We start from the raw sequence: 25,308 nt of genomic DNA, 5'->3' as shown, positions 1-25,308 counted from the left end.
GTTGCGCACGATCGCCCGGCCGATCGCCACACGCTGGCGCTGGCCGCCGGACAGCGCGCGGGGCTTGCGGTCGAGCAACTCCTCGAGCTGCAGGATGCGCGCGGCGGCGAGCACCTTCTCGCGGCGCTCGGCCTTGGGTACCTTGGCCAGGCGCAGGCTGAAGCCCATGTTGTCCTCGACGCTCATGTGCGGGTAGAGCGCGTAGCTCTGAAAGACCATCGCCAGGCCGCGATCGGCGGGGCCGACGTCGTTGATGCGCTGGCCGTCGATCGAGATGTCGCCGCTGGTGGTGCTCTCGAGGCCGGCGATCATCCGCATCAGGGTCGACTTGCCGCAGCCGGAGGGGCCGACGAAGACCACGAACTCGCGGTCCTTGACCTCGAGATCGACGCCCTTGATGACCGGGGTGCCGCCGAAGTCCTTGACGATGTTGTTGAGTTGCAGCGTTGCCATGTCGGATTCCTTATTTGACGGCGCCGAAAGTGAGGCCACGAACCATCTGCTTTTGGGTCATCCAGCCGAAGATCAGGATCGGCGCGATGGCCAGCGTCGAGGCGGCGGACAACTTGGCCCAGAACAGCCCTTCGGGGCTCGAGAAGGAGGCGATGAAAGCGGTCAGCGGAGCGGCGTCGGAGGTCGTCAGATTGAGACTCCAGAACGCCTCGTTCCAGCTCAGGATCACCGACAGCAGACCGGTGGAGGCGATCCCCGGCAGGGTCAGCGGCAACAGCAGGTAAAGCACCTCCTGCAGCGTCCCGGCGCCGTCCATGCGTCCCGCCTCGAGAATGTCCTTGGGGATGTCCTTGAAGAAGGTATAGAGCATCCACACCACGATCGGCAGGTTCATCAGCATGTAGACGATGGTCAGTCCGAGCTGCGAGTCGAGCAGTCCCATGTCGCGGAACAGCAGGTAGACCGGCATCAGCACGCCGACCGGCGGTAGCATCTTGGTGGAGAGCATCCACAGCAGCGTGCCGCGGGTGCGCTTGGTCGGCAGGAAGGCCATCGAATAGGCCGAGGGAATCGCCACGAGCAGTGCCAGCAGCGTCGAGCCGAACGAGATCACGATACTGTTCAGGGCGAACTTCAAGTAGTCGGCGCGCGCCATGACGGTGTGATACCCCGCCAGGGTGGGCTCGAAGAACAGACTGGGCGGCGTCGCCACCGCCTCGCCCTCGGTCTTGAAGCCGGTCAGTACCATCCAGAAGATCGGAAAGAACACGATCAGCGCGATGCCCCAGGCGAGCAGCGTGAGCAGCAGTTTCTTGGTCATCGAAGGGTTCATGCAGTGCTCCTCGCCTCAGGTCTCGAGATTCTTGGCCACGGTGCGGACCAGGAAGATCGCCACGATGTTGGCGAGAATGATCGCGATGACCCCGCCGGCCGAGGCGCCGCCCACGTCGAAATCCAGCAGCGCGCGGATGTAGATGAAATAGGCCAGGTTGGTCGAGGCCAGCCCGGGTCCGCCCGAGGTGGTGACGAAGATCTCGGCGAACACGGTCAGCAGGAAGATCATCTCGATCATGATCACCACGCTGATCGCGCGTTTTAAGTGCGGCAGGGTGATGAACCAGAAGATCGCCAGGGGGCCGGCGCCGTCCATGCGCGCCGCCTCGACCTGGTCGTCGTCCAGCGACTGGATGGCGGTGAGCAGGATCAGCAGCGCGAACGGCATCCACTGCCAGGCGACGATGATGATGATCGAGGTCAGCGGCATCGCCGAGAACCAGTCGATCACCGGCAGGCCGAGCAGGTTGCTCAACCAGGCGAACACGCCGTTGACCGGGTGCATCAGCATGTTCTTCCACACCAGCGCACCGACGGTGGGCATGACGAAGAACGGCGCGATCACCAGCAGCCGGGCGATGCCGCGGCCGAAGAATTCCTGTTGGAAGAGTACCGCCAGCAGTGTGCCGCCGATCACGCTGATCGCCAGCACCCAGCCGACCAGCAGCAGGGTATTGCCCATCGCCGTCCACAGCGCCGGGTCGGTGAGCAGGTAGGTGTAATTGTCCCAGCCGGCGAAGCCGGAAATCATGGGATTGATCAGGTTGTAGCGCTGGAACGAGAACCACAGGGTCATGCCCAGCGGCACCAGCATCCACAACAGCAACAGCGTGACCGCCGGGCCCTGCAGGAACAGGTTGCGGAAGCCCCCGACGGTTCGTCCGGACGTTCTTTCGCGCATGGGGGAGCCCATTCAGGATGAGGAGTCGGTAAAAGCGGCCGGACCGTGACGATCCGGCCGAAGCGGGACGCGCGTTACTTGTAGTAGCCGGCCTGACGCATGGTGCGTTCGACCGAGCGCTGGGCCTGGTCGAGGGCGGCATCGACCGGCTGCTGGCCGGACAGCGCGGCACCGACCATCTGACCGACCTGGGTACCCACCGCCTGGAACTCGGGGATATTGACGGTCTGCACGCCGATGTACGGGCTCGGCTTGAGCGTCGAATCGGTCGGGTCGGCGGTCTGGATGGCGTTCAGCACGAAATCGGCGAACGGCGCGGCTTCCTGATATTTGGGATTCTCGTAGGTGGATTCACGGGTGCCCGGCGGCACGCTGGTCCAGCCTTCGGTCTCGCCGACCAGTTCGATGTAGTCCTGCGAGGTCGCCCAGGTGATGAAGGTCTTGGCGGCGTCCTTGGCATCCGACGAGGCAGGGATCGCCAGCGTCCAGGACCACAGCCAGTTGGCGCCCTTCGGCGTCTTGGCGATCGGCGCCGGGGCGAAGCCCAGCTTGTCGGCCACCTGGGATTCGTCGGGGTTGTAGAGCCGACCCGCGGCCGACGTGGCATCGACCCACATGCCGCACTTGCCGCTCGAGAACAGCGCCTGGTTCTCGTTGAAGCCGTTGGAGGTCGCCCCCGGCGGGCCGTAGTTGTTCATCAGGTCGACGTAAAAACTGACCGCTTCCTTCCACTCCGGCGAATTGATTTCCGGATGCCAGTCCTGGTCGAACCAGCGGCCACCGAAGGTATTCACCAGCGTCGAGACGAAGGCCATGTTCTCGCCCCAGCCCGGCTTGCCGCGCAGGCAAATGCCGTAGACGCCGTTGTCGGGATCGTGGATCTGGCTCGCCCAGTCGCGGACCTGCTGCCAGGTCGGCTGCTCGGGCATCTCGATGCCAGCCTTCTCGAACAGGTCGGTGCGGTAGTACGTCATCGAGCTTTCGCCGTAGAACGGCAGTGCGTAGAGCGAACCGTCCTGACTCAGGCCGTCGCGGATCGGCTTGAGCAGGTCCTGCTCGTTATAGCTTTCGGGCAGGTCGTCGAGCTTGACCAGCCAGTCCTGCTTGGCCCAGATCGGCACTTCGTAGGTGCCGATGGTCATGACGTCGAACTGGCCACCGTTGGTGGCGATGTCGGTCGTCAGGCGCTGGCGCAGGACGTTTTCCTCGAGCACCACCCATTCCAGGTCGATGTCCGGATGAGCCTTTTCGAATTCGTCGGTCAGGCCCTGCATGATGATCATGTCGTTGTTGTTCACCGTGGCCACGGTGATGGTCTCGGCGTGGGCCGAGACGGAAGCGAGGGCGATGGCCCCCGCGAGCGGAATCTTGTGCTGTAACCGCATGGCATGCCCCTTGGCGGAGAGTGTTGGGTTCTTGTTGATCAATCTACTCAACAGCAAATCAAATGATCATTTAGGGCTTCAAAAAAAGCAAACTTCCGCCACTTATACTTTGGACTAACCCCTTTCCATATCAATGATATAGCGCGCCGCCTGCTCGTCGGTGACCAGCCCCTTGAGCCACCCGCCGCGCAAAGCAGCCAGAATCGCCGGCCCCTTGTCGCGCCCCCCGGCGAGCCCGACCAGGGTCTGGGCCGAGAGCCGGTGCAACGCCAAGCTGGTGATGCGCTGGGTGATCGGACAGTCGATCAGCTCGCCGCGTGCATTGAACGGCCAGCCCAGCAACTCGCCCACCGCGCCGGCATCGAGCAGTTCGCGCAGTTCGGCCTCGCTGATGAAGTGATCCTGGAACAACGTGGCCTGCGGGTCGATGCGGCCGATGCCGATGAACCCCGCCTCGGACTCCATCGCCACGTCGCTGACCGCCCGTACCAGCGGCTGAGCGAGCAGCGCATGCTTTTCGGCCACCGAGCCGGCGACCACCGGGGCGGGCAGCAGGAAGCGCTCGGCGCCGGTCTTGTCGGCCAGCACCATCACCCCGTCGTAGCGGTTGGCCGAACCGTCGCGGGCGACGTTGCCGACCAGCGAGACGAAGCGATGCTGGGGCCGCTCGATACGACTCAACGCCTCGACGGTGGCGCGCACCGCACGTCCGGTACCCAGCGACAGGGTCAGCGGCTCGCTGCGGTCGACATAGCGCAACAGCCGTTCGGCGCCCGCCTGGGCGATGAAGTGCGAAGTGTTGTCGCGGGCGTCGCGATTGTCGGGATCGGAGGGCACCACGTCGCAGAAGTGCAGGCCGAAGCGCGACACCAGCGCATCCGCCATCGCCATGCAGCTGGCCAGCGGGTGGTCGATATGCACCTTGACCAGCCCCTCCTGGCGGGCCAGGGCCAGCAGCCGCTGGACGCCGGGACGCGACACCCCCAACTGGCTGGCGATCTCGTCCTGGGTGCGCCCGCCGACATAGGAAAGCCAGGCCGCACGTGCGGCCTGGTCGAGCTTGAGCTGATACTTGTCCACGCCATGGCCTCCCGGGTAACGATGCGCCGAATCATCGCAGCCCGCCCACGACGGGACAATATGCAATCGGTCGCAAAGCGCCGACGCCGCCGCCGCGACTAAAGAAGCGCTGAAGAAATAGGCGAGCAGTGTAAAGCGCAAGGCGTACGGAGCACAGGAACCGGAGCATATGGGGTATATGTGAGGATTCCGCGCACCGCACAACGCAGCGATTTACCTGCGCAGGCATTTATGCAGCGTTTCGCTAGCCGCCGGGGCCGGCCACACCGGGTAACCAGACCCGCGCGGCGAGCCCGCCCAGCGCCGCCTCCTCGAGGCTCAGCGTGCCTCCGTAGAGGGTCATCAGGTCCTCGACGATCGCCAGCCCCAGCCCCGAGCCGGAACGACGCTCGTCGAGCCGCACGCCCCGCGCCAGTGCCGCCTCGCGCTGTTCGGCGCTCATCCCCGGGCCATCGTCCTCGATGCTCAACCGCACCCCGCCGGCCTCGCCACTCACGCGCAGGCTCACCCGGCTACCCGCCCAGCGCAGCGCGTTGTCGAGCAAATTGCCGACCAGCTCCTGCAGATCCTGCGGGTCCATGCGCACGGCGAGGCTCGCATCGATGGCGCGCTCTAGTTCGATGCCGCGACGCCCGGCCAGACGCGCCAGGCCGTCGACCACCGGCGCGATCGCCTCGCCCAGGCGCACCCGCCCGGCGAGCGTCGCCCCACCGGCGGCCGAGGCCCGCGCCAGGTGATGGCGCACCGCATCGTCGATGCGCCCCAGCTCGTCGCGGACCTGACGCCGCTCGCCCTCGGGCAGCCGGTCGGAAAGCGCCTGCAGCACGCTGACCGGGGTCTTGAGCGCGTGAGCGAGATTGCCGGCGGCGCTGCGACCGCGCTCGATCAGCCGCCGGTCGCGCTCGAGCACTTCGTTCATCGCCGTGGCCAGCTCGCTCAGCTCGCCGGGCAGGCGGGTATCCAGGCGCTGTTCCTGACCGGCCTCGATCCGCGTGAGGTTGACGTGCAGCCGGCGCAGCGGCGCCAGCCCCCAGCGGATCTGCACCGCCAGGCCGCACAGCAGCAGCGCGCCGAGGGTCAGCAGCGACAGTCCCAGCAGCCACTCGAAACGCGCCACTTCGGCATCGAGCTCCTCGCGCGAGGCGGCGACGCTGACGTGCAGGCGCTGCGGATGCCCGGCCAGGTGCACATCGCGTTCGATGACCCGCAACGGTTCGCCGCGCGGCCCGACGATGTTGCGCAGGGTGACGCCGTCGGCCATCGATACCGGCAGGCGCTGATCCCACAGCGAGCGCGAGACCAGCGAGGTGCCGTGGTCGTCGCTGATCTGCCAGTACCAGCCCGAAAACACCCGCTCAAAGCGCGCATCGCCCAGCGAGCGCGAGATCTGCAGGCGCTGTTCGGTGGGGTTGTAGTCGAGATCGGCGAGCACCACCTGGAGCAGCGAGCGTAGCCGCTGGTCGAACGAGGCGGTCACCGATTCGCGGAAATTGTAGGCCAGCCCGGCGCCCGCCAGCGGCAGGATCACCAGGACCAGCGCCAGCGACGCCGCCAGCAGGCGCCGGCTCAGCGACCAGCCGGCGGGACGCGTGGCCAGCGCCCGCAGACGTGCCTTGGCTAGCCGCCATGGGCGCGCTCCGGTTCCGACGACGCCGCTCAAGACCCCTCGGCCTCGATCGCCAGCACCCGATAGCCCTGGCCGCGCAGGGTCTCGATGCGCTCGCTGCCGAGCTTGCGGCGCAGCCGGCTGATCTGCACGTCGATGACGTTGGAGTCGGGCTCGTGGTCGCGGTCGTAGACGTGCTCGGCGAGTTCGCTGCGGCTGACGATGCGCGGCGCGGCATGCATAAGATAGGCGAGCAGGCGCGACTCCTGGGCGGTCAGCGTCACCGGTCGCCCGGCCAGGGTGACGCTCGCGGTGTGCGTGTCGAAGGCCAGCTCGCCGAGCGTCAGCACCGGGTGGGCGTGGCCATGGCTGCGCCGCACCAGCGCACGCAGGCGGAACAGCACCTCGGCGGTCTCGAACGGCTTGGTGACGTAGTCGTCGGCGCCGGCCGAGAAGCCGGCGGCCTTGTCCGACCAGCGCTCGCGGGCGGTGAGCACCAGTACCGGCAGGTCGATGGCGTCGTCGCGCCACTGCGCCAGCCAGCGCGTGCCATCGCCGTCGGGCAGGCCCAGGTCGAGCACCACCGCGTCGTAGCGTTCGGTGCGCACCAGGAAGTCGGCCTCGCCACCGTTGCCGACGCTCTCGACCAGCACCCCGGCATCGCGCAGCGACTCGCCGAGCGCCGCGGCCAGGGCCCGATCGTCCTCTACCAGCAGTACTTTCATGACAACATGCTCATGGTCGCTTCATCGCCTCGACATTGACGCCGTCCACATCCAGCAGTTTGCCGCTGGCGGCGTCGAACTCGAACTCTACCAGCTGCCCCTGGGGGCCGATCATCTCGACGTCGTAGCGAGTCGCGTCGTCGTCGCGCTCGAGTTCCACCTCGAGAACCTGCCCGACATAGTGCGCCTGCAGCCAATCGAGCACGCTGGGCAGCGACACCAGGCGCCCCTGGCGGACTTCCTCGTGCAACTCGCGCCAGCCATCGTCGCCCGGCGCGGCAAGCGGCAGGCCCAGCAACGCCGCCAGCAGCAGCGCCCGACAGCCAGTCATCGAAGCAGGGAGCATATTCATGGTTTCAGCTTGCCAAAAGTGCCATGAACGCGCCATGAACGGCGACCGCTTAGCCCACCCTGAAAATGAACGCACCATGAACGCCCTCTTCAGCTCACTGCAAGGTCGCACGGCGTAAAACGGATTTCGGCATCACACGGCAACCGCCGCAAGGGAGACGAGACATGAAGACACTGCGTATGCTGATGGTACCCGTGGCCTTTTCCGGTGGCCTTTCGAGCGTGGCGCTGGCCGACGACGGCAGCGTGACCTTCGCCGAGCTGGATTCACTGCTCGCCTCGGCGGGCCAGCACGGCTTCACCGCCTATGAAGAGATCGCCGTCGAAGACGGCGGGCGCATCGAGATGGAGGGCTGGCGCGACGACGGCTGGCAACTCGATGTCGAGATGCTGCAGAGTGACGGCTCGCTGACCCGCGAAGCGCAGCAGCGTAGTGACATTCCCCAATGGAGCCTCGCCGGCGGTGATGTCGAGCAGGCGCTGAACGTCGCACGGCAATCCGGCCTGCAACGATTCGAGTCGCTCGATGTCGATGAATCGGGTCATCTCGACATCGAGGGTTATGACAACCAGCACCGCGAGATCGATCTGCGCCTCGACGGCAGCGATTTCTCGGTCATCGGAGTGAACAATGACTGAACGCAACGACTCACACCAGGGCAACGCTCGCCATACCGGCACAGGCCGGGATAACGCCGCCTGGCAGGCGGCGAGAGCCTGGCAGGCACGCGCGCGCCGCGCGCGGCCTTCCGCCTCGATGAGCGGACCGCGGCTGTTCTTCACCTGGCTGATGTTCGGCGTGCTGATGCTCGTCGGGACCGTACTCGGGCTGTTCTTCCTGCTGGTCGGCTGGCTGATGCTGCCACTGGTGCGCCACCGCATGAAGAAGCAGGCCGAGGCGTTTCGCGCCCGCCACGCCCAGAACATCGGCGGCAGCGACGCCCCTCGCCACGATGCCACCCGGTCAAGCCGGCAACAGGTGCTGGAGGGCGACTACGAGGTGCGTGACGAGCCTACACGGCAAGCACGGAATCGCGACGGCTTCCACTAACACTCACAGGAAAGAAAAAAACCCGCGTTGGGGTTACGCGGGTCGAGGTAGGTGGAGCTTCAATGCACTCGGATCATGCATAAGCCCGTCTGGTTGGCCTCCAGACACCACCCAGACTAAGGCCCGCCCGGTAATGGCTCCAATGCATCGTCATCATTGAAGCGATAAAGCGAATCAATCACTCAGGATGCCGATCCGGCACGTCCTTGTCAGGTGTCTTCGCGCCGGACGCGCTTCGCTGGGGCTCGCGGGACGCTTCGTCCGGCGTGGATACGTCCGGCGTGGATACGTCCGGGGTGGGGGTATCCAATCCCGGATGCAGCGTGGCCAGCGTCTCGCGCAAAGCGCGCACCTCCTCGTTCAATTGCGCCACCTGATGCCCGAGCTGGCGCACCATCTCCCTGTCCGCCTTGTGCTGGCGCGTTTCGCGCTCGCTCTGGTCGGCGATGAACAGCGAGCTGATATAGGCGGCGAAACTGCCGAACAGCCCCACGCCGCAGACCATCAGCAGTACCGCCACCACCCGCCCCTGGGTGGTGACCGGGTAATAATCGCCGTAGCCGACCGTGGTGACCGTGACGATGGCCCACCACAGCGCCTCCTCGGCGGTATCGATCGGGCTGGCGGCATTGGGTTTCTCGACCAGCAGCATGGTGATCGCGCCGAAGGCCAGCAGCAGCACGGTCAGGGTCGCCGCCGAGGCCAGCACGCCCTGGGCCTTGTTGCGGAACAGCAGCCGCCAGATCATCTCCAGCGACTTGAGTGCCCGCAACAGACGGATGAGCTGCACCACGCGAAACGCCTTGGCGCCCATCAGCCAGCCGGCGGGGATGCTGGCCAGCAGGTCGATCCAGCCCCAGCGCATGAAGCGCCACTTGTCCTTGGCGGCACGCAGGCGCACGCAGAAATCGGCGAAGAAGAACACGCAGACCACCAGGTCCATGTACTGGAGCAGGTGCGACACCTCGGGCGACAGCGCGAAGAAGGTGTCGGCAATCAGGGCGCCCAGCACGTAGAACGACAGCACCAGGATGAGCAGTTGAAACGGCGTTATGCGATCTTGCATGGGCAGCCAGGCCGTGCGGCGAATGAAGCCACCGAGGATAGCGCCGGCTTGCGGGCCTGGCGACCCCGTCCCCGACGGGCAGGCGCGCCAAGCGCTTGTGAAAAGAACCCGCCGTGGCGGGTCAAGGAGGATGGCATGGCTGCCCGGCGGGCTTTTCAACGCGACGGGATTTCGATTCGGCGGAGCTTTCCAAGCGCAGTGGGCCGAGCGCAACGGGCTATTCGATCGCCTCGTAGGGCAGGCCGACGTAGTTCTCGGCGATGGTCGTCAGCCCGGCCCGGCTGGCGGTGTAATAGTCGAGTTCGGCCTGCTGGATGCGCCGGGCGAAATCCTCCTGATCGGAAAATTTGTGAAGATTTGAGGTCATCCACCACGAGAAGCGTACCGCCTTCCACACCCGCCGCAGGCAGATTTCGGAATAGCGCTCGATCAGATCGACGCGTCCCTCCCGGTAGACCTTGAGCATGACCCGATAGAGCGTGTTGACGTCACTGGCAGCCAGGTTGAGCCCTTTGGCCCCGGTGGGCGGCACGATATGCGCGGCGTCGCCGACCAGAAACAGCCGCCCGTACTGCATCGGCTCGGCGACGAAACTGCGCAGCGGCGCGATGCTCTTCTCGATGGAGGGGCCGGTGACGAGCTTGGCGGCCACGTCGTCGGGTAGACGCGCCTTGAGCTCGTCCCAGAAGCGCGCATCCGACCAGTCCTCGGCCTTCTCGCCCTCGGGCACCTGCACGTAGTAGCGGCTGCGCGTGGCCGAGCGCATGCTGCATAGCGCGAAGCCGCGCGCATGGCTGGCGTAGATCAGCTCGTCGGAGACCGGCGGCGTGTCGGAAAGCACGCCCAACCAGCCGAACGGATAGGTCCGCTCGAAGGTCTTGAGCCGCTCGGCGGGAATGGCTTGCCGCGACACGCCATGGTAGCCGTCGCAGCCGGCGATATAGTTGCATTCCAGGGTCTGGCGCCGGCCGTCCCTGACGAAGGTGACGCAGGGCGCCTCGCCGTCGATCCCGTGCAGCCGTACGTCGTCGGCCTCGTAGACCGTCGTCGCTCCTGCCTCGTGGCGCGCCGCCATCAAGTCGCGGGTGACCTCGGTCTGGCCGTAGACCATGACCGTCTTGCCACCGGTCAGCCCGGCGAGGTCGACGTGCACGCGGCGATTCTCGAATGCCAGTTCGAAGCCGCTATGCGGCAGGCCCTCGGCGTCCATACGGGCATCGACGCCGGCCTCGCGCAGCAGATCGACCATGCCCTGTTCGAGCACCCCCGCGCGAATGCGGCTCAGCACATACTCGCCGGAGCGCCGCTCGAGAATCACGTTGTCGATGCCCTGACGATGCAGCAACTGGCCGAGCAACAGCCCGGAGGGGCCGGCGCCAATGATCGCCACCTGAGTCTTCATGAGGGTGCCTCCTTCGCCATGGCCTATCGATGAATGGTATTTTTCATCGAATCGCGGCGGCGAATAAGGCAGAATCCGGACACATACCTGGACATTTACAAGATCGCCCCCGGACTTTGGTCTAGATCGCCATCGGGGTCCAGGGTTGCAGCCCCGGCCACGTCGCCACCCAGCGAGTGCCGGACCGCACGCAGCGAGGAGAGCCCTCATGGCAAAGTGGCCGCTCGACATCGTTCCGGTTTTTCAGCTCTACGGCGAGACCGACCACTGGCCGACCCCCGACCTGCTGCACTGCGAGTCGATCGCCGCACGCAGTCGCCTGCACAACTGGCACATCAAGCCGCACCGTCACGCCGACCTGCTGCATCTGCTGCACATCGAGGCCGGCCGGGTGCAACTGCATCTCGAGGGCCGCGAGCGCGACCTTGAGGGCCCGCTGCTGATCGTCGTGCCGGCCGTGTCGATTCACGGCTTTCGCTTCTCGAGCGATATCGACGGCCACATCATCAGCCTGGCCAAGCCGCTCGCCGCGCATCTGCAGGAGCGTCTCGAACCGCTCGGGGAGGTGCTCACCCGGCCCGCGTCCTACCCGTTGGCCGGGCAGCCCGAGCGCCCCGCCATCGCCGAGCTGGTGGTGCGCATCGACGACGAATACCGCCAGCCGGCCCAGGGCCGCGAGGCGCTGCTGCACGCCTTGGTCCAGGCGCTCGCCGTGCAGCTTGCGCGACGCGCCGAGCGCCGCCGGCCGCGACGCGCCGTTACCCACGACCGGGGCCAGGGCCACCTGCAGCGCTTCCAGGCACTGATCGAGGCGCGTTACGCCGAGCAGCCGACGATCGAGGCATTGGCCGACGAGCTCGGCCTGACCAGCGCGCATCTCAATACCCTGTGCCGCCGCCTGGCCGCGCGCAGCGCCCTGCAACTGCTCCACGAGCGCTTGTTGCTCGAGGCCAAGCGCCAGCTCACCTATACCAACCTGACCGTCGGCCAGATCGCCGACGGGCTGGGATTCTCCGAACCGGGCTACTTCGCCCGCTTCTTCAAGCGCCACACCGGCCAGTCGCCCAAGGCGTTCCGATTGAGCCGCTGAGGGGCAGAACCTTATTTTGCGGTGGGAGGCAGGTTTCTACGAGGGCGCTGTGAACCCGTCCAGGGGCGCTACTTCCGCCATCCTTGGCAAAAGACCCTCGCTTCAACCTGCCCCCCACCACTCTGTACGGGAAATGTTTGAAGTGCTTTGCAAGACTTGCAACCCAAAGCGCCCCGCTCGAGGCGGGGCGCTTATCATGTAATGCGTCATCGACCGAGGTCAGATCAACTTCAAATGCTTGGCGTGATAGCGCAGGTGGTCGTCGATGAAGCTGGCGATGAAGAAGTAGCTGTGGTCGTAACCGGGCTGACGACGCAGGGTCAACGGGTGATTGTTGGTCCGGCACACCGTCTCGAGACGTTCGGGCTTTAGTTGCTCGTCGAGGAAATCGTCGGCCTCGCCCTGGTCGATGAACAGCGGTTGCCGCGAGACGCCCTTGACCACCAGTTCGCAGGTATCGTACTGGCGCCAGTCGCCCCGCTCCTCGCCCAGGTAGTTCTTGAACGCCTTCTGGCCCCATGGCGCGTCCATGGGATTGACCACCGGGGCGAACGCCGACACCGAGGCGAAGCGCCCGGGTTGGCGCAGCGCCAGTACCAGCGCGCCATGGCCGCCCATCGAGTGCCCGCTGATCGCCTCGCGGCCATTGAGCGGAAAGTGCTGGCGGGCCACCGACGGCAGTTCGTCGTTGACGTAATCGTACATGCGATAGTGGCGTGACCACGGTTCGCGCTTGGCGTTGAGATAGAAGCCCGCCCCCGAGCCGAAGTCGTAGCTGTCATGCTCGCCGGGAAGGTCGAGGCCACGCGGGCTGGTGTCCGGGCAGATGATCGCCATGCCCAGCTCGGCGGCGAGCCGCTGCGCGCCGGCTTTCTGCATGAAGTTCTCGTCGTTGCAGGTCAGTCCCGACAGCCACCACAGTACCGGCACTTTATGCTCCTCGGCCTGCGGCGGCAGGTAGATGGCGAAGATCATCTCGCAATCCAGGCTGCGGGCATGATGCTTGTAGCGTTTCAGCCAGCCACCGAACGACTTGGTGGCCGAGACCAGCTCCAGCGATTCGGACATGCTCATGCATCCTCCTTGTGTCATGCCGTGGCGGACGCCGCTGGCGGCGCCCGCGTATCGTTTTTCGCGCGGGCTCGAGCGGGTATTAATTAATAATGCAGCACGCTGCGGATGCTCTTGCCCTGATGCAATAGCTCGAAGGCCTCGTTGATCTGCTCGAAGGGCATGTCGTGGGTGACGAACTCGTCGATCTTGATCTCGCCGCTCATGTAGCGCTCGACGTAGCCGGGCAGTTCGCTGCGGCCCTTGACGCCGCCGAACGCCGAGCCCTTCCAGACCCGCCCGGTGACCAGTTGGAACGGCCGCGTGGCGATCTCCTCGCCGGCCCCGGCGACGCCGATGATGATCGACTCGCCCCAGCCCTTGTGGCAGCACTCGAGCGCCGAGCGCATGACGTTGACGTTGCCGATGCACTCGAAGGAGTAGTCGACGCCGCCGTCGGTCAAATCGACGATCACCTGCTGGATGGGATCGGAATAGTCCTTGGGATTGACGAACTCGGTGGCGCCGAACTGGCGCGCCAGCTCGAACTTGTCGGGATTGACGTCGATGGCGATGATGCGTCCGGCCCTGGCCATCTGCGCGCCCTGGATCACCGCCAGGCCGATGGCGCCGAGGCCGAACACCGCGACGGTCGATCCCGGCTCGACCTTGGCGGTGTTGAGCACCGCGCCGATGCCGGTGGTGACTCCGCAGCCGAGCAGGCAGATCTTGTCCAGCGGCGCCGCCTTGGAGACCTTGGCCAGCGATACCTCGGGCAGCACGGTGTACTCCGAGAACGTCGAACAGCCCATGTAGTGATGCAGCGACTGGCTGCCCAGCGAGAAGCGCGACGTGCCGTCGGGCATCAGTCCCTTGCCCTGGGTGGCACGTACCGCGCTGCACAGGTTGGTCTTGCCCGACAGGCAGAACTTGCACTGGCCGCACTCGGCGGTATACAGCGGAATCACGTGATCGCCCGGGGCCAGGCCGGTGACGCCCTCGCCGACCTCCTCGACGACGCCGGCGCCTTCGTGCCCCAGCACCGACGGAAACAGTCCCTCGGGATCGGCACCGGACAGCGTATAGGCATCGGTATGGCAGACGCTGGTCGCGACGATGCGCACCAGCACCTCGCCGGCCCTGGGCCCTTCCACGTCGATTTCGGTGAGTTCCAGCGGCTTGCCGGCTTCCCAGGCAATGGCGGCGCGTGATTTCATCGATGATTCTCCTGATTCGGTCGGTTGGCGCGTCGCCGCAACGACTCGAGCGGCGTGTCGGCCCCTGCCCCAGTCTAGGCACTTGCTCAGTCTAAGCACTTCGCGGCCGGCGATAAACGCCACTGCCGTCACAAGATTATTGCCGAGGAACAACAATGCAGCGATGGGACCGGATCGAAGCCTTCGTCGAAGTGGTGCGCCAGGGCAGTTTTTCCGCCGCCGCCCGCGAGCTCCGGGTCTCTGCCTCGCACGTCAGCCGCCTGGTCGGCCAGCTCGAGAGCCGTCTCGACACTCAGCTGCTCTACCGCACCACGCGACGCATCCGCCTGACCGACGCCGGACGACTCTACTACCAGCACTGCCAGCCGCTGTTCGAAGGCTTTCGCGAAGCCGAGTCGGCGCTCGACGACTTTCAGGCCCGGCCCAAGGGCACGCTGTCGCTGACCTGCGCGACGACCTTCGGCGAGCGCTACATCGCGCCGCTGGTCAACGACTTCCAGTGCCGGCATCCGCAGCTCGAAGTGCACATGCACTTCACCAACCGCCAGGTGGATCTGATCGACGAAGGTTTCGACGTGGCGATTCGCATGGGCTCACTCAAGGATTCGAGCCTGATCGCCCGGCGGCTGTGCGAGCGACGCGAATACGTGGTGGGCTCGCGGGACTATTTCGAGCAGGCCGCGCGCCCGCACAGCCTGGCCGAACTGGCCGCGCACAACTGCCTGGTGGGCTCGCGCGACAGTTGGCTGTTCAGCGTCGGCGGGCAGCGGCGCGAGGTGCGCGTCAGCGGCCGCTGGCAGGCCAACTCGGGGCCGGCGTTGCTCGACGCCGCGCGCAAGGGGCTGGGACTGGCGCAGCTACCCGACTACTACGTGATGGCGGACCTGCGAAGCGGCAAGCTGGTCGCGGTGCTCGAACAGTATCAGTTCGCCGATACCGCAGTGTGGGCCGTCTATCCGCGCCACCGCCATCTGTCCGCCAAGGTCCGCCAGTTCGTCGATTTTCTCGCCGCGCATTTGCCCGATGCCCGCCTGACGCGCTGAGCGTGTACCGGTCGACGGGCGGGCTTCACTTGGCTACCGGTCCCTCGTCCGCGGAATGGGAATTGGTCATGCGCATGGCCGCCTCGGTGCCATCGAAGAAGATCGGCCGCACGCTGTCGTTGAGATAGCAGTCGTCGAACTCGGCGACCCGCGCCAGCGCCTCGGGATCGGGCAGCTTCACGTGATGGCGATCGCGCAGCACCAGCCCCTGCTCGCGGAACGCGGAGAAGGTCCGGCTGACATGCACGGCACTCAGGCCCAGCGTGTCGGCAAGCTGCTCCTGGGACAGCGGCAGGCGAAAATCGCCGTCGCTCAGCGCCCCGGTCTGCAACAGGCGCAGGTACATCTCGTAGATGAAGTGGGCGAGCTTCTGGTGAGCGGTACGCCGCGCAAGATTGATCAAGCGCTCGGTGAGCAGCGCCTGCTGGCGGCTGGAGATCGCGAACAGGATCGCCGTCAGGGTGTTGGACTGGTTGAAGATATCGAGCAGTCGGCGGTGCGGGAAGTGGCAGATTACGCCGTCGTCGATCATCGCCACGCCGGCCAGGCGCTGCGAGAAGGCGAATTCGCGCAAACCGATGATGTCGCCGGGCAGGTAGATTTCGAGGATTTGCCGGCTGCCGTCGCCGAGATTGCGGTAGGAATAGGCCCAGCCGCGGCTCAGGGTGCAGAACTCGCTGGCGCTGTCCTCCTCTTGCCACAGCACGCTGCCGGCCTTCACTTGCTCGGGGCTCTCTTCGAGGCGCCGCAATAGTTGCTTGTCATCTTCCGATAAGCGGCAGAAGTGACTGAAGTGGCGAATGATGCAACTGTCCTGAAGATTCATTCGACGAGGTCTCCGGTTGGCTCGCTTCAGCGTATCTCGTTATTCTTCTAGATGGGGCTTGCTCGCTGCGCTGCAAGCGGTGACTTGCGCGCGGGAGCGAAAGAGTGCCGCATTTCCCCGTTTTCTACCGATAACCCAGGTTAATCAAGCTTCTCGACAACTTCCAGAAGTTGCTTTACGGCCTTTGTCTGCTTGTCGAGCCAGCATGCTACACAAAAAAAGCGCCCGTAGGGGCGCTTTCGCAGTCTCGGCGAGGAGCCGCTCAGCATTCGATGGCATTGACCGCCAGCCCGCCTCGCGAGGTTTCCTTGTACTTGTCCTGCATGTCGGCGCCGGTGTCGCGCATGGTGCGAATCGCCTTGTCGAGCGAGACGAAGTGCTCGCCGTCGCCGCGCAGCGCCATCTGCGCGGCATTGATCGCCTTGACCGAGGCGATCGCGTTGCGCTCGATACAGGGTACCTGGACCAGCCCGCCGATCGGATCGCAGGTCAGCCCCAGGTTGTGCTCGAGACCGATCTCGGCGGCGTTCTCGACCTGCTCGGGCGAGCCGCCCATGAGTTCGGCGAGGCCGGCCGCAGCCATCGCGCAGGCCGAGCCGACCTCGCCCTGGCAGCCGACCTCGGCGCCCGAGATGGACGCGTTCTTCTTGCACAGGATGCCCACCGCCCCTGCGGTGAGCAGGAAATCGACCACGTCGCGCTCGCAGGCGTCGGGCTGGAATTTCATGTAGTAGTGCAGTACGGCGGGAATGATGCCCGCCGCGCCATTGGTGGGCGCAGTCACCATGCGTCCACCGGCGGCATTCTCCTCGTTGACCGCCAGGGCGAAGACATTGACCCAGTCCATCGCCGAGAACGTCGAAGCGATCAGGCTGGGGCTGTCCTCGGCGGCGATAAGCCGTTGGTGCAGGCGCTTGGCGCGGCGTCTGACGTTAAGCCCGCCGGGCAGCATGCCCTCCTTGTCGAGTCCCTGGTCGACGCAGGCGCGCATCGCCTCCCAGATCCGCCACAGCCCGTCGCGAATCGTCTGCTCTTCGCGCCACGCCTGCTCGTTGGCCAGCATCAGCTCGCTGATGCGCAACCCGTGCAGCCGGCACAATGCCAATAGCTGTGCAGCCGAATCGAAGTCGTAGGGCAAGCGGGTCGTGTCGCTATCCAGCTCGCCGGCCTGGGCCTGACGCTCGTCGATGACGAAACCGCCGCCCACCGAATAGTAGGTGTTGCGATAGAGTTCATCGGCATGCCCGTGGGCGATCAGCCGCATGGCGTTGGGATGGTGCGGCAGGCTGTGCTCGTAAAGCTGCATGTCCCGCGCCCAGACAAAGGGTATCGCCAGGCGGCCGTCGAGCGGCAGGGCCTGCGCTTCGAGCAGTTCTTCGATGCATGGCGAGATGATCGCCGGATCGATGCGCTCGGGATGCTCGCCCATCAGCCCCATGATCACCGCACGGTCGGTGCCATGGCCGATCCCGGTGGCCGATAGCGATCCATAGAGCTGTACTTCGATGCGTGCCACGCGCTCGAGCAGATCCTCGTCACGCAGGCTCTCGATGAAGTCGTTGGCGGCGCGCATCGGCCCGACGGTGTGCGAACTCGATGGGCCGATGCCGATCTTGAACAGGTCGAACACGCTGATGGCCACGTTGCCTCCCTCTGTCTACGACAAGTTGAGTCTGCGACAGGCTTGAGATCAATATCACTAAAGCCAATGATTGGCCTGAATGGTTTGACGCTAGCCTGCACCGAGAGTATATGAGGTACAACCGAGAATAACTTGCTCGCCTTTTAGAATAGCTAAACCATGAGCCGGACACTCAATTCCCAGACACATGCTTGGCTGAAGGTCTTCGCGGTCAGCGCGCGGCATCTTTCGTTCACCCGCGCCGCCGAGGAGCTGCATGTCACCACCGGCGCGGTCAGCCAGCAGATCAAGCAGCTCGAGGAGCGGCTGGGCTTCAAGCTGTTTCGCCGCCTGCCAAGACGCCTGGAACTCACCGACGAGGGGCAGCGCCTGGCCGGCGTGGTCGACGACGCCTACCAGGCCGTGGGCCTCGAGGTCCATCGGCTGCGTTCGGGGCTGATGAGCGGCATCCTGCGGCTGCGCGCGCTGCCCTCGTTTCTCGCCAAATGGCTGATGCCGCGTCTGCCGAGGCTGCAGGCACGCTTTCCCGACATCGAACTACACATCGCCGCCGAGGACAGCAGCCTGTCGCTGCGCGACGGCGACTTCGACCTGGCGATCGACCTCAACGACGGCCACTACCCGGGGCTTTCGATCACCCCATTGATGGACGAGATGATCTTTCCGGTCTGCGCCCCCTCGCTGATGCGCGGCCGACCGCCCCTATCGCGCCCCGACGATCTGGCCTACTACCCTCTGCTGCACGACGTCACCGCCTGGCGCGGCAGCCACGACTATGCCGAATGGGAGCACTATCTCACGGCGATCGGGGCCAGCCATGTCAACGTACGCCGCGGCTATACCTTCAACCGCAATCAGTTGACCATGGAGGCCGCCATCGACGGCATGGGGGTCGCCATCGCCCGGCGCACGCTGATCACCAACGAACTCAAGACCGGGCAACTGGTGGCCCCGTTCGCGCAGCGCGTGGCCACCGACAAGCGCTATGGCATCGTGCACGCCCCCGGCGCACTGGACGATCGTCGTGTCCGCGCGGTACACGACTGGCTGGTCGAGGAAGCCCACCGCCAGCCGAGCTGATCCGGGCTGGGCTGGGCTGACTCTCCGATGGCGGCGACTATCCACCGATGGCTCTTTTGCTATAATAAAATCTTAAGAAACAGTGTTTTTTAAAGCAGCGAGATCGGTATGGACGCACGGTTTCGGCCACCGGAACGGGGTATCGGCTTCAAGGCGACCTGTCTGCGCGCTTCGCTCTACATAATTACCGTTGGCGTATTGATGCAGGGGGTCTATTACGAGAGCACATACCTGCAAGGCAGTCGCTTCAGCGAGTTCGGCCTCACTGAACTGCTACAGTCGCTACTGCTGGCGATCAGCATCGGCCTGCTCGCGCTCGAGGCACGCCGTTCGCGACCGCTGCGCCAGGTGGCGACCCTGCTACTGGCCTTTCTGCTCGCCTCACTGATCCGCGAACAGGACAGTCTACTCGACGACACCCTGTTCGATGGCGCCTGGCAGTTGCTGGTTACGCTGGTGGTCGTGCCGGCACTGGGCTGGACGATTTACCAGCGTCGCCGCTTCGTCGCCGAGTTCGGCCGCTATGCCGACAGCTTCGCCTTCGGCCTGTTCGCCAGCGGCTTTCTGTGCACCTACGTATTCTCGCGTCTCTACGGCCGCGGCAGCTTCTGGGAGGTGCTCACCCAGGCTCATTACCAGTACCTGTTCAAGCGCGCAGCCGAGGAGATTACCGAGCTGTTCGGCTATCAGTTGATCCTGTTCGCGGTCATCGAGTTGACTCTGCTCGCCCGGCGCCTGACTCGCGAACAGCCTTGAACCGCGGCCGACCGGCACGGCACACAATAAAAAAGCCCGCGAGCTTGGCTCGCGGGCTTTTTGCTGCCAGGAAGGCCTGGGTCACTCGTCGAGGAACGAGCGCAGCGGTTCGGAGCGCGACGGATGGCGCAGCTTGCGCAATGCCTTGGCCTCGATCTGGCGAATCCGCTCGCGGGTGACGTCGAACTGCTTGCCGACCTCTTCGAGGGTATGGTCGGTGTTCATGTCGATGCCGAAGCGCATGCGCAGCACCTTGGCCTCGCGTGCCGTCAAGCCGCCCAGCACGTTGCGCGTGGCTTCGATCAACCCCTCTCCGGTGGCCATGTCGATCGGCAGCAACATGGTGCCGTCCTCGATGAAATCGCCGAGATGCGAATCGTCGTCGTCGCCGATCGGCGTCTCCATGGAGATCGGCTCCTTGGCGATCTTGAGCACCTTGCGGACCTTGTCCTCGGGCATCTCGAGGCGTTCGCCGAGCTCTTCCGGAGTCGGCTCGCGGCCCATCTCCTGCAGCATCTGCCGCGACACGCGGTTGAGCTTGTTGATGGTCTCGATCATGTGCACCGGGATGCGGATGGTCCGCGCCTGGTCGGCGATCGAGCGAGTGATCGCCTGGCGGATCCACCAGGTCGCGTAGGTCGAGAACTTGTAACCGCGCCGGTACTCGAACTTGTCGACCGCCTTCATCAGGCCGATGTTGCCTTCCTGAATCAGGTCGAGGAACTGCAGGCCCCGATTGGTGTACTTCTTGGCGATCGAGATCACCAGACGCAGGTTGGCCTCGACCATCTCCTTCTTGGCCCGGCGCGCCTTGGCCTCGCCGATCGACAACCGACGGTTGACCTCCTTGATCTCACCCACCGGCAACTGGATCAGCTCTTCCTCGAAGGCGATCTTGCGCTGGGCGCGCTGGATGTCGCCGCGGAACGCCTTAAGCTTGTCGGCATACTTGGGGTTGCTGCCCAGGAAGTCGTCCAGCCACTGACTGTTGGATTCGTTGCCCGGGAAGCTCTTGATGAAGGCCTTGCGCGGCACCTTGCCCTTCTTGACGCAGACCTGAAGAATCATCTTCTCCTGGTCGCGAACCTGCTCGACGCTGATCCGCACCTGGTTGACCAGCCGCTCGAAGTGCTTGGGCACCAGCTTGATCGGCGAGAACAGCTCGGCGAGGCGCGACTGCTCGGCAACCGCCTCGGCGGCACCCGGGCCATACTTGGCCAACGCCGCCTTGGCGGCCGCATTCTGCTCGCGAATCTGCTCGAAGCGTGCACGCGCTTCCTCGGGATCGGGACCGCCGCTGTTCTCTTCTTCCTCGGTGTCGTCTTCCTCATCGTCGTCGTCGCCGTCACTCTCGGCATCGTCGTCGCTGGGCACTTCTTCGGGCACTTCCGCTTCGGCGACACCGGGAATCCCCTCGTCGGGATCGATGAAACCGGAGAACAGATCGGAAAGCCGGCCGGGCTGTTCCTCGTCCTGCGTGGCATCGTAGGCCTCGAGGATCGATTCCACCGCCCCGGGCAGGTAAGCCAGCGCGGACATCACCTCGCGAGTGCCTTCCTCGATGCGCTTGGCGATCTCGATCTCGCCTTCGCGAGTCAGCAGCCCGACGGTGCCCATCTCGCGCATGTACATGCGCACCGGGTCCGTGGTCCGACCGACATCGCTCTCCACCGCGGCCAACGCGGCGACCGCCTCTTCGGCAGCCGACTCGTCGGTCGAGTGATCGGACATCATCAGTGCGTCTTCATCGGGTGCTTCCTCAACGACATTGATTCCCATGTCGTTGATCATGCCGATGATGTCTTCCACTTGATCCGGGTCGGCGATATCCTCGGGGAGGTGGTCGTTGACCTCGGCATAGGTCAGGAAGCCCTGTTCCTTGCCGCGCGCGATCAACTCCTTCAGACGTGACTGCTGCGCATTTCCAGCCATAGATACCCTATATCGACGAAGAAGAATGAAGCACCTGAACGATAAGGCGGTGAAAATCTAAGTTAGCCCGCAAGTATAGCGGATCAAATCACTCATCCGCCAGTCTCTTCTATTTGCGCCGCAATTCAGGTGTGTTAGTTTATCCGGTTACGCTGCTTCTACTTAGCCCTGTAGATGAGGGCGCCTCGCGTTATTTCAACCCCTCCCCGACACCGCTCGAACGAAGGCCGGCCTCGACGCGATCAGCGCTTGGCCATCTGGAACAGCTCCATGAGCCGTTGGCGCTCCTCGCTCGATAGCCGTTCGCCGCCGCGCTGCTTGGCGAGCAGGTCGTTGATTTCCGTTTCCGGCGCCTCGGCCGAACTCTGACGCCGAAAGTGCTCGATCAGACCATCGAGCTCGGCGGCTCTGGCCGCACGCGGTATCAACAGCTCGCGGCGCGCCAGGACCTGCAACCGCTGACCTTCGGCGCTGCCATGAAAGTGCGCCAGCAGCACCTGCGGACTGCGATAACGCCCGGCCCGCAGCAGGCGGATGACCTCACGACACAGTACGCCGTCACTGTCATTATCGGCACACCAGTCGAGATCTGCAGGTAAACGCTCGACCAGCGTCGGCTCGTGCACCAGCAGTTGAAGCGTACGCGCCAGCAGTCCGAGCGACCCTCCACGCGCCGAAGCCGGCGCAGCGGAGCCCCGCTCGCCCTCGACCGGAGCGCCCCCGACGGACGGCTCCGGCCCGTCGGGCGCCTTCGCCCCACGCCCGTCGCCGGACTCGAGCAGCGCCTCGAAGCGCGACGCATCGATCCCGGTGCGCGTCGCCAGCTCGCTCAGCAGCAACGACTTGAGCACGCCCTCGGGCAGACGCCTCAAGGCTTTGAGCACGCCGCTGGCGAAGCGTTCCCGATCCTCGATCCGTTGTAGGTCGCGCCCCTCCGCCGCCTGCTCGAAGAGAAACTCCGAGAGCGGGCTGGCACAGGTGATGCGGTCATTGAACGCCTCGGCGCCCTCGCTCCGCACCAAGCTATCCGGGTCCTCGCCCTCGGGCAGGAACAGAAAACGCGCCTGGCGACCGTCGATCATCTGCGGCAGCACGTTGTCCAGGGCCCGGCGCGCCGCCTGCCGGCCGGCGTTGTCGCCGTCGAAGCAGAACACCACCTCGCCGACCAACCTGAACAGCCGCTGCAGATGCTCCTCGCTGGTCGAGGTGCCGAGCGTCGCCACGGCGTTGCGGATGCCGAACTGGGCCAGCGCCACGACGTCCATGTAGCCCTCGACGATCACCAGCCGCTCGAGCTGGCGATTGGCCTGGCGCGCCTCGAACAGCCCGTAGAGTTCGCGCCCCTTGTGGAACACCGGAGTCTCGGGCGAATTGAGATACTTGGGCTTGGCATCGCCCAGCACCCGACCGCCGAAACCGATGGTACGCCCCTTCCAGTCGCGTATCGGGAACATCACCCGGTCGCGGAAGCGGTCGTAGCTGCGCCCCGAGTCCTCGCGGCTTACCAGCAGCCCGTACTCCACCTGCACCGCCTCGCTGATCCCGCGTTCGCTCAGGTGGCGCTTGAGCGCCTCCCAGTTGTCGGGGGCGTAGCCGATCGCGAAGTCGCGCACAACCTCGGGTGACAGCCCGCGGTTGTCGAGATAGCCCCGCGCCGCCCGACCCTCGTTCATCGCCAGGCGCTCGCGGAAGAAGCTCGCCGACAGCTCGAGCAGGTTGACGCCCTCCTGACGTTTTTTCTCGCGGGCCTTGGCATGCGGGTCGTCGGCACCCTCGCGCGGCACCTCGAGCCCCTGGCGCGCGGCCAGCTGCTCGACCGCCTCGGGAAAGCGCAGATTGTCGTATTCCATCAGAAAGCGCAGCGCGTTGCCGTGGGCGCCGCAGCCGAAGCAGTGATAGAACTGCTTGTCCTGGCTGACGGTGAACGACGGCGACTTCTCCTGATGAAACGGGCACAAGCCCGCATAGTTGCGACCGGCCTTCTTGAGCGTCACGCGCTCGCCGACGACCTCGACCACATCGACGCGGGCGAGCAGGTCATCGATAAAGCGCTGGGGAATCTGACCGGCCATGCGAGGGCTCTATGTGAAAGCTATCCGGGGAATGAAAGCTGTCGGGGATGAGGACCATCGCCACCGTCCGGCAGGCTGTCGGGATTGACCGATCATCGGACGAGAAGCGATTCCGCAGCAGATCAGTGTTGAGCCCGCCAGGCTGCCAGACACAAAAAACAAACGGCCACCGGATGGCGGCCGCTTGGCGTCCCTCTGAGGCAGACGATGTCCGCCTCCAGTACGTATCAGTACAGCCGTTCGAAACGCTTGCGCTCACGCTGCAACTTCTTGGCGTGACGCTTCACGGCCGCCGCTGCCTTGCGCTTGCGTACTGCGGTCGGCTTTTCATAGCTCTCGCGACGACGCACTTCGGAGAGCACGCCGGCTTTTTCGCAGGACCGCTTGAAGCGACGCAGGGCGACGTCGAACGGCTCGTTATCACGTACTTTGACAGAAGGCATTAAGCACTCACCTACCTTGAAATCATGAGTTCGGTTTTGAACGTGCGCTCGATCCGATCGTCGCATCCCGCCGTTCACAGGGAAACGAACCATCCGGCGACCGGGAAAGACGTTCAGTTCGGGTATTGGGCGCACGACCCAGTCTTGCAGAGTCGGGTATTCTAGTCCCTGCCCACGAGCTTTGCAAACATCGCCGTCGGCGCCCCTGCCGCCGCCGCGGCAAAGCCGGTAGAATGGCCGCTTTCTTGCCGCGAGCGACGAGTCACACCATGCGCATACTGGGGATCGAGACCTCCTGCGACGAGACCGGCGTCGCCCTCTACGACACCGAACGCGGCCTGCTGGCCGACGCCCTCTACAGCCAGATCGCCATGCATGCCGACTTTGGCGGCGTGGTCCCCGAGCTGGCCTCGCGCGATCATACCCGCAAGCTGCTGCCATTGATCCAGGAGGTGCTCGACAGTGCCTCGCTGGTGCGCGGCGAGCTTGACGGGATCGCCTATACCGCCGGCCCCGGGCTGGTCGGCGCGCTGATGGTCGGCGCCAGCACCGCCCACGGCCTGGCCCGGGCGCTGGGCATACCGGTGCTCGGCGTGCACCACATGGAAGGCCACCTGCTCGCGCCGATGCTCGAGGACGAGGCCCCCGCCTTCCCGTTCGTCGCGCTGCTGGTCTCCGGCGGCCATACCCAACTGGTCGAAGTGCGCGGCCTGGGCGAGTACCGCTTGCTCGGCGAGTCGGTCGACGACGCCGCCGGCGAAGCCTTCGACAAGGCCGCCAAGATGCTCGGCCTGCCCTACCCCGGCGGCCCGCAGGTCGCAAAGCTCGCCGAACGGGGCGACCCGCGACGCTTTCGCTTCCCGCGACCGATGACCGACCGCCCGGGGCTCGATTTCAGTTTCTCGGGGCTCAAGACCCATACCCTGACCACCGCCAATGCCCTGCGCGACGCCGGCGAGCTCGACGACCGGGGACGCGCCGACATCGCCCGCGCCTTCGAGGAAGCGGTGGTCGATACGCTGGTGATCAAATGTCGGCGAGCGCTCGATCAGACCGGCCTGAAGCGGCTGGTGGTAGCCGGCGGGGTGAGCGCCAACCAGCGGCTACGCGAACGCCTGAGCATCGAGGTCGGCAAGCGTCGGGCGCGCGCCTACTATCCCCGCGGACGCTTCTGCACCGACAATGGCGCGATGATCGCCTACGTCGGCGCCCAGCGCTTGTTGGCTGGTGAGCGCGACGGCGATGCCATGCTTGCCGTTCCGCGCTGGCCGCTGGCCGAATTGACGCCGCCTGCCACTTCAAA

General features: G+C 65.2%; 24 protein-coding genes. 7 read left to right on the top strand and 17 right to left on the bottom strand.

Going from position 1 to position 25,308, the window contains the following annotated elements:
• The 8 genes from R6258_RS18560 to R6258_RS18525 form a co-directional block, all read right to left on the bottom strand.
• Positions 1–453, bottom strand: a 453-nt coding sequence (locus R6258_RS18560; RefSeq protein WP_318453408.1) for an ABC transporter ATP-binding protein, incomplete at its 3' end; no start/stop codon positions are given.
• Positions 454–463: 10 nt separating this feature from the next.
• Positions 464–1,285 carry a carbohydrate ABC transporter permease gene (locus tag R6258_RS18555; RefSeq protein ID WP_318453407.1) on the bottom strand — a complete coding sequence of 274 codons (822 nt, stop codon included), beginning with the start codon at positions 1,283–1,285 and terminating at the stop codon, positions 464–466.
• Between the two features lie 15 nt (positions 1,286–1,300).
• Positions 1,301–2,188: a carbohydrate ABC transporter permease gene (locus tag R6258_RS18550; RefSeq protein WP_136066162.1), complete on the bottom strand. Its 888-nt coding sequence runs from the start codon at positions 2,186–2,188 to the stop codon at positions 1,301–1,303.
• Positions 2,189–2,262: 74 nt separating this feature from the next.
• Positions 2,263–3,573: a sugar ABC transporter substrate-binding protein gene (locus R6258_RS18545; protein WP_318453405.1), complete on the bottom strand. Its 1,311-nt coding sequence runs from the start codon at positions 3,571–3,573 to the stop codon at positions 2,263–2,265.
• A 114-nt stretch (positions 3,574–3,687) separates the two neighbouring features.
• Positions 3,688–4,653, bottom strand: a complete 966-nt coding sequence (locus tag R6258_RS18540) for a sugar-binding transcriptional regulator (protein WP_318453403.1) — start codon at positions 4,651–4,653, stop codon at positions 3,688–3,690.
• A gap of 244 nt (positions 4,654–4,897) precedes the next feature.
• Positions 4,898–6,313, bottom strand: a complete 1,416-nt coding sequence (locus R6258_RS18535; RefSeq protein WP_318453401.1) for a HAMP domain-containing sensor histidine kinase — start codon at positions 6,311–6,313, stop codon at positions 4,898–4,900.
• The gene (locus R6258_RS18530) at positions 6,310–6,984 is read right to left on the bottom strand and encodes a response regulator transcription factor (RefSeq protein ID WP_318453399.1); all 675 of its coding nucleotides are present in this window, start codon (positions 6,982–6,984) and stop codon (positions 6,310–6,312) included. The genes R6258_RS18535 and R6258_RS18530 overlap by 4 nt, the downstream gene beginning before the upstream one ends.
• 10 nt (positions 6,985–6,994) lie before the next feature.
• Positions 6,995–7,336, bottom strand: a complete 342-nt coding sequence (locus R6258_RS18525; protein WP_318453397.1) for a PepSY domain-containing protein — start codon at positions 7,334–7,336, stop codon at positions 6,995–6,997.
• A 164-nt stretch (positions 7,337–7,500) separates the two neighbouring features.
• On the opposite strand from R6258_RS18525, the gene R6258_RS18520 reads away from it, so the two are divergent.
• Entirely contained in the window at positions 7,501–7,974 is a 474-nt protein-coding gene (locus tag R6258_RS18520) for a hypothetical protein (protein ID WP_318453396.1), read from the top strand.
• On the top strand, positions 7,967–8,386 hold the full coding sequence (locus tag R6258_RS18515) for a hypothetical protein (protein ID WP_318453395.1): 420 nt from the start codon (positions 7,967–7,969) through the stop codon (positions 8,384–8,386). Before R6258_RS18520 ends, R6258_RS18515 begins: the two co-directional genes overlap by 8 nt.
• A gap of 178 nt (positions 8,387–8,564) precedes the next feature.
• Here R6258_RS18515 and R6258_RS18510 read toward each other — a convergent pair whose 3' ends face one another.
• Together R6258_RS18510 and pobA are read right to left on the bottom strand one after the other, a co-directional pair.
• Complete coding sequence (locus R6258_RS18510; RefSeq protein WP_318453393.1) at positions 8,565–9,452, bottom strand: ion transporter; 888 nt, start codon at positions 9,450–9,452, stop codon at positions 8,565–8,567.
• A 217-nt stretch (positions 9,453–9,669) separates the two neighbouring features.
• The gene (gene pobA, locus R6258_RS18505; RefSeq protein ID WP_318453391.1) at positions 9,670–10,854 is read right to left on the bottom strand and encodes a 4-hydroxybenzoate 3-monooxygenase; all 1,185 of its coding nucleotides are present in this window, start codon (positions 10,852–10,854) and stop codon (positions 9,670–9,672) included.
• Between the two features lie 208 nt (positions 10,855–11,062).
• Here pobA and R6258_RS18500 point away from each other — a divergent pair, with 208 nt between their 5' ends.
• Positions 11,063–11,944 carry a helix-turn-helix domain-containing protein gene (locus tag R6258_RS18500; protein ID WP_318453389.1) on the top strand — a complete coding sequence of 294 codons (882 nt, stop codon included), beginning with the start codon at positions 11,063–11,065 and terminating at the stop codon, positions 11,942–11,944.
• A gap of 219 nt (positions 11,945–12,163) precedes the next feature.
• Here the strand turns inward: R6258_RS18500 and fghA are convergent, their stop codons facing one another.
• Entirely contained in the window at positions 12,164–13,018 is an 855-nt protein-coding gene (gene fghA / locus R6258_RS18495) for an S-formylglutathione hydrolase (RefSeq protein WP_318453387.1), read from the bottom strand.
• Between the two features lie 83 nt (positions 13,019–13,101).
• The gene (locus R6258_RS18490) at positions 13,102–14,211 is read right to left on the bottom strand and encodes an S-(hydroxymethyl)glutathione dehydrogenase/class III alcohol dehydrogenase (protein ID WP_318453385.1); all 1,110 of its coding nucleotides are present in this window, start codon (positions 14,209–14,211) and stop codon (positions 13,102–13,104) included.
• A 155-nt stretch (positions 14,212–14,366) separates the two neighbouring features.
• Here R6258_RS18490 and R6258_RS18485 point away from each other — a divergent pair, with 155 nt between their 5' ends.
• Complete coding sequence (locus R6258_RS18485; RefSeq protein ID WP_318453383.1) at positions 14,367–15,254, top strand: LysR family transcriptional regulator; 888 nt, start codon at positions 14,367–14,369, stop codon at positions 15,252–15,254.
• A gap of 25 nt (positions 15,255–15,279) precedes the next feature.
• On the opposite strand, the gene R6258_RS18480 is transcribed toward R6258_RS18485, so the two are convergent.
• Positions 15,280–16,080: a Crp/Fnr family transcriptional regulator gene (locus tag R6258_RS18480; RefSeq protein WP_318453382.1), complete on the bottom strand. Its 801-nt coding sequence runs from the start codon at positions 16,078–16,080 to the stop codon at positions 15,280–15,282.
• 262 nt (positions 16,081–16,342) lie between these two features.
• Entirely contained in the window at positions 16,343–17,722 is a 1,380-nt protein-coding gene (locus R6258_RS18475) for an L-serine ammonia-lyase (protein ID WP_318453380.1), read from the bottom strand.
• Positions 17,723–17,881: 159 nt separating this feature from the next.
• On the opposite strand from R6258_RS18475, the gene gcvA reads away from it, so the two are divergent.
• Both gcvA and R6258_RS18465 read left to right on the top strand, forming a co-directional pair.
• Entirely contained in the window at positions 17,882–18,802 is a 921-nt protein-coding gene (gene gcvA, locus R6258_RS18470; protein ID WP_318453378.1) for a transcriptional regulator GcvA, read from the top strand.
• A gap of 108 nt (positions 18,803–18,910) precedes the next feature.
• Positions 18,911–19,558 (top strand): hypothetical protein, encoded by a 648-nt coding sequence (locus R6258_RS18465; protein ID WP_318453377.1) that lies wholly within the window; start codon positions 18,911–18,913, stop codon positions 19,556–19,558.
• Positions 19,559–19,639: 81 nt separating this feature from the next.
• Here the strand turns inward: R6258_RS18465 and rpoD are convergent, their stop codons facing one another.
• The 3 genes from rpoD to rpsU all read right to left on the bottom strand — a co-directional run bounded on the left by rpoD (position 19,640) and on the right by rpsU (position 24,005).
• On the bottom strand, positions 19,640–21,490 hold the full coding sequence (rpoD, locus tag R6258_RS18460; protein WP_318453375.1) for an RNA polymerase sigma factor RpoD: 1,851 nt from the start codon (positions 21,488–21,490) through the stop codon (positions 19,640–19,642).
• Between the two features lie 242 nt (positions 21,491–21,732).
• On the bottom strand, positions 21,733–23,562 hold the full coding sequence (dnaG, locus tag R6258_RS18455; RefSeq protein WP_318453373.1) for a DNA primase: 1,830 nt from the start codon (positions 23,560–23,562) through the stop codon (positions 21,733–21,735).
• 227 nt (positions 23,563–23,789) lie between these two features.
• Positions 23,790–24,005 (bottom strand): 30S ribosomal protein S21, encoded by a 216-nt coding sequence (gene rpsU / locus R6258_RS18450; protein WP_031382407.1) that lies wholly within the window; start codon positions 24,003–24,005, stop codon positions 23,790–23,792.
• A gap of 269 nt (positions 24,006–24,274) precedes the next feature.
• Between rpsU and tsaD the strand changes: the two genes are divergently transcribed.
• The coding region (tsaD, locus tag R6258_RS18445) for a tRNA (adenosine(37)-N6)-threonylcarbamoyltransferase complex transferase subunit TsaD (protein ID WP_318453370.1) at positions 24,275–25,308 on the top strand (1,034 nt) is incomplete at its 3' end.

Source organism: Halomonas sp. HP20-15, from assembly GCF_033446685.1.
Taxonomy (GTDB): domain Bacteria; phylum Pseudomonadota; class Gammaproteobacteria; order Pseudomonadales; family Halomonadaceae; genus Modicisalibacter.
The sequence above is the reverse complement of the archived record's forward strand: the minus strand, read 5'-3'. Positions and strand labels throughout refer to the sequence as shown.

Coding starts and splice junctions, on each gene's coding strand:
- R6258_RS18555 (WP_318453407.1), bottom strand. CDS start 1,285: ATGAACCCTTCGATGACCAAGAAACTGCTGCTCACGCTGCTCGCCTGG.
- R6258_RS18550 (WP_136066162.1), bottom strand. CDS start 2,188: ATGCGCGAAAGAACGTCCGGACGAACCGTCGGGGGCTTCCGCAACCTG.
- R6258_RS18545 (WP_318453405.1), bottom strand. CDS start 3,573: ATGCGGTTACAGCACAAGATTCCGCTCGCGGGGGCCATCGCCCTCGCT.
- R6258_RS18530 (WP_318453399.1), bottom strand. CDS start 6,984: ATGAAAGTACTGCTGGTAGAGGACGATCGGGCCCTGGCCGCGGCGCTC.
- R6258_RS18525 (WP_318453397.1), bottom strand. CDS start 7,336: ATGAATATGCTCCCTGCTTCGATGACTGGCTGTCGGGCGCTGCTGCTG.
- R6258_RS18520 (WP_318453396.1), top strand. CDS start 7,501: ATGAAGACACTGCGTATGCTGATGGTACCCGTGGCCTTTTCCGGTGGC.
- R6258_RS18515 (WP_318453395.1), top strand. CDS start 7,967: ATGACTGAACGCAACGACTCACACCAGGGCAACGCTCGCCATACCGGC.
- R6258_RS18510 (WP_318453393.1), bottom strand. CDS start 9,452: ATGCAAGATCGCATAACGCCGTTTCAACTGCTCATCCTGGTGCTGTCG.
- pobA (WP_318453391.1), bottom strand. CDS start 10,854: ATGAAGACTCAGGTGGCGATCATTGGCGCCGGCCCCTCCGGGCTGTTG.
- R6258_RS18500 (WP_318453389.1), top strand. CDS start 11,063: ATGGCAAAGTGGCCGCTCGACATCGTTCCGGTTTTTCAGCTCTACGGC.
- fghA (WP_318453387.1), bottom strand. CDS start 13,018: ATGAGCATGTCCGAATCGCTGGAGCTGGTCTCGGCCACCAAGTCGTTC.
- R6258_RS18490 (WP_318453385.1), bottom strand. CDS start 14,211: ATGAAATCACGCGCCGCCATTGCCTGGGAAGCCGGCAAGCCGCTGGAA.
- R6258_RS18485 (WP_318453383.1), top strand. CDS start 14,367: ATGCAGCGATGGGACCGGATCGAAGCCTTCGTCGAAGTGGTGCGCCAG.
- R6258_RS18480 (WP_318453382.1), bottom strand. CDS start 16,080: ATGAATCTTCAGGACAGTTGCATCATTCGCCACTTCAGTCACTTCTGC.
- gcvA (WP_318453378.1), top strand. CDS start 17,882: ATGAGCCGGACACTCAATTCCCAGACACATGCTTGGCTGAAGGTCTTC.
- R6258_RS18465 (WP_318453377.1), top strand. CDS start 18,911: ATGGACGCACGGTTTCGGCCACCGGAACGGGGTATCGGCTTCAAGGCG.
- rpoD (WP_318453375.1), bottom strand. CDS start 21,490: ATGGCTGGAAATGCGCAGCAGTCACGTCTGAAGGAGTTGATCGCGCGC.
- dnaG (WP_318453373.1), bottom strand. CDS start 23,562: ATGGCCGGTCAGATTCCCCAGCGCTTTATCGATGACCTGCTCGCCCGC.
- rpsU (WP_031382407.1), bottom strand. CDS start 24,005: ATGCCTTCTGTCAAAGTACGTGATAACGAGCCGTTCGACGTCGCCCTG.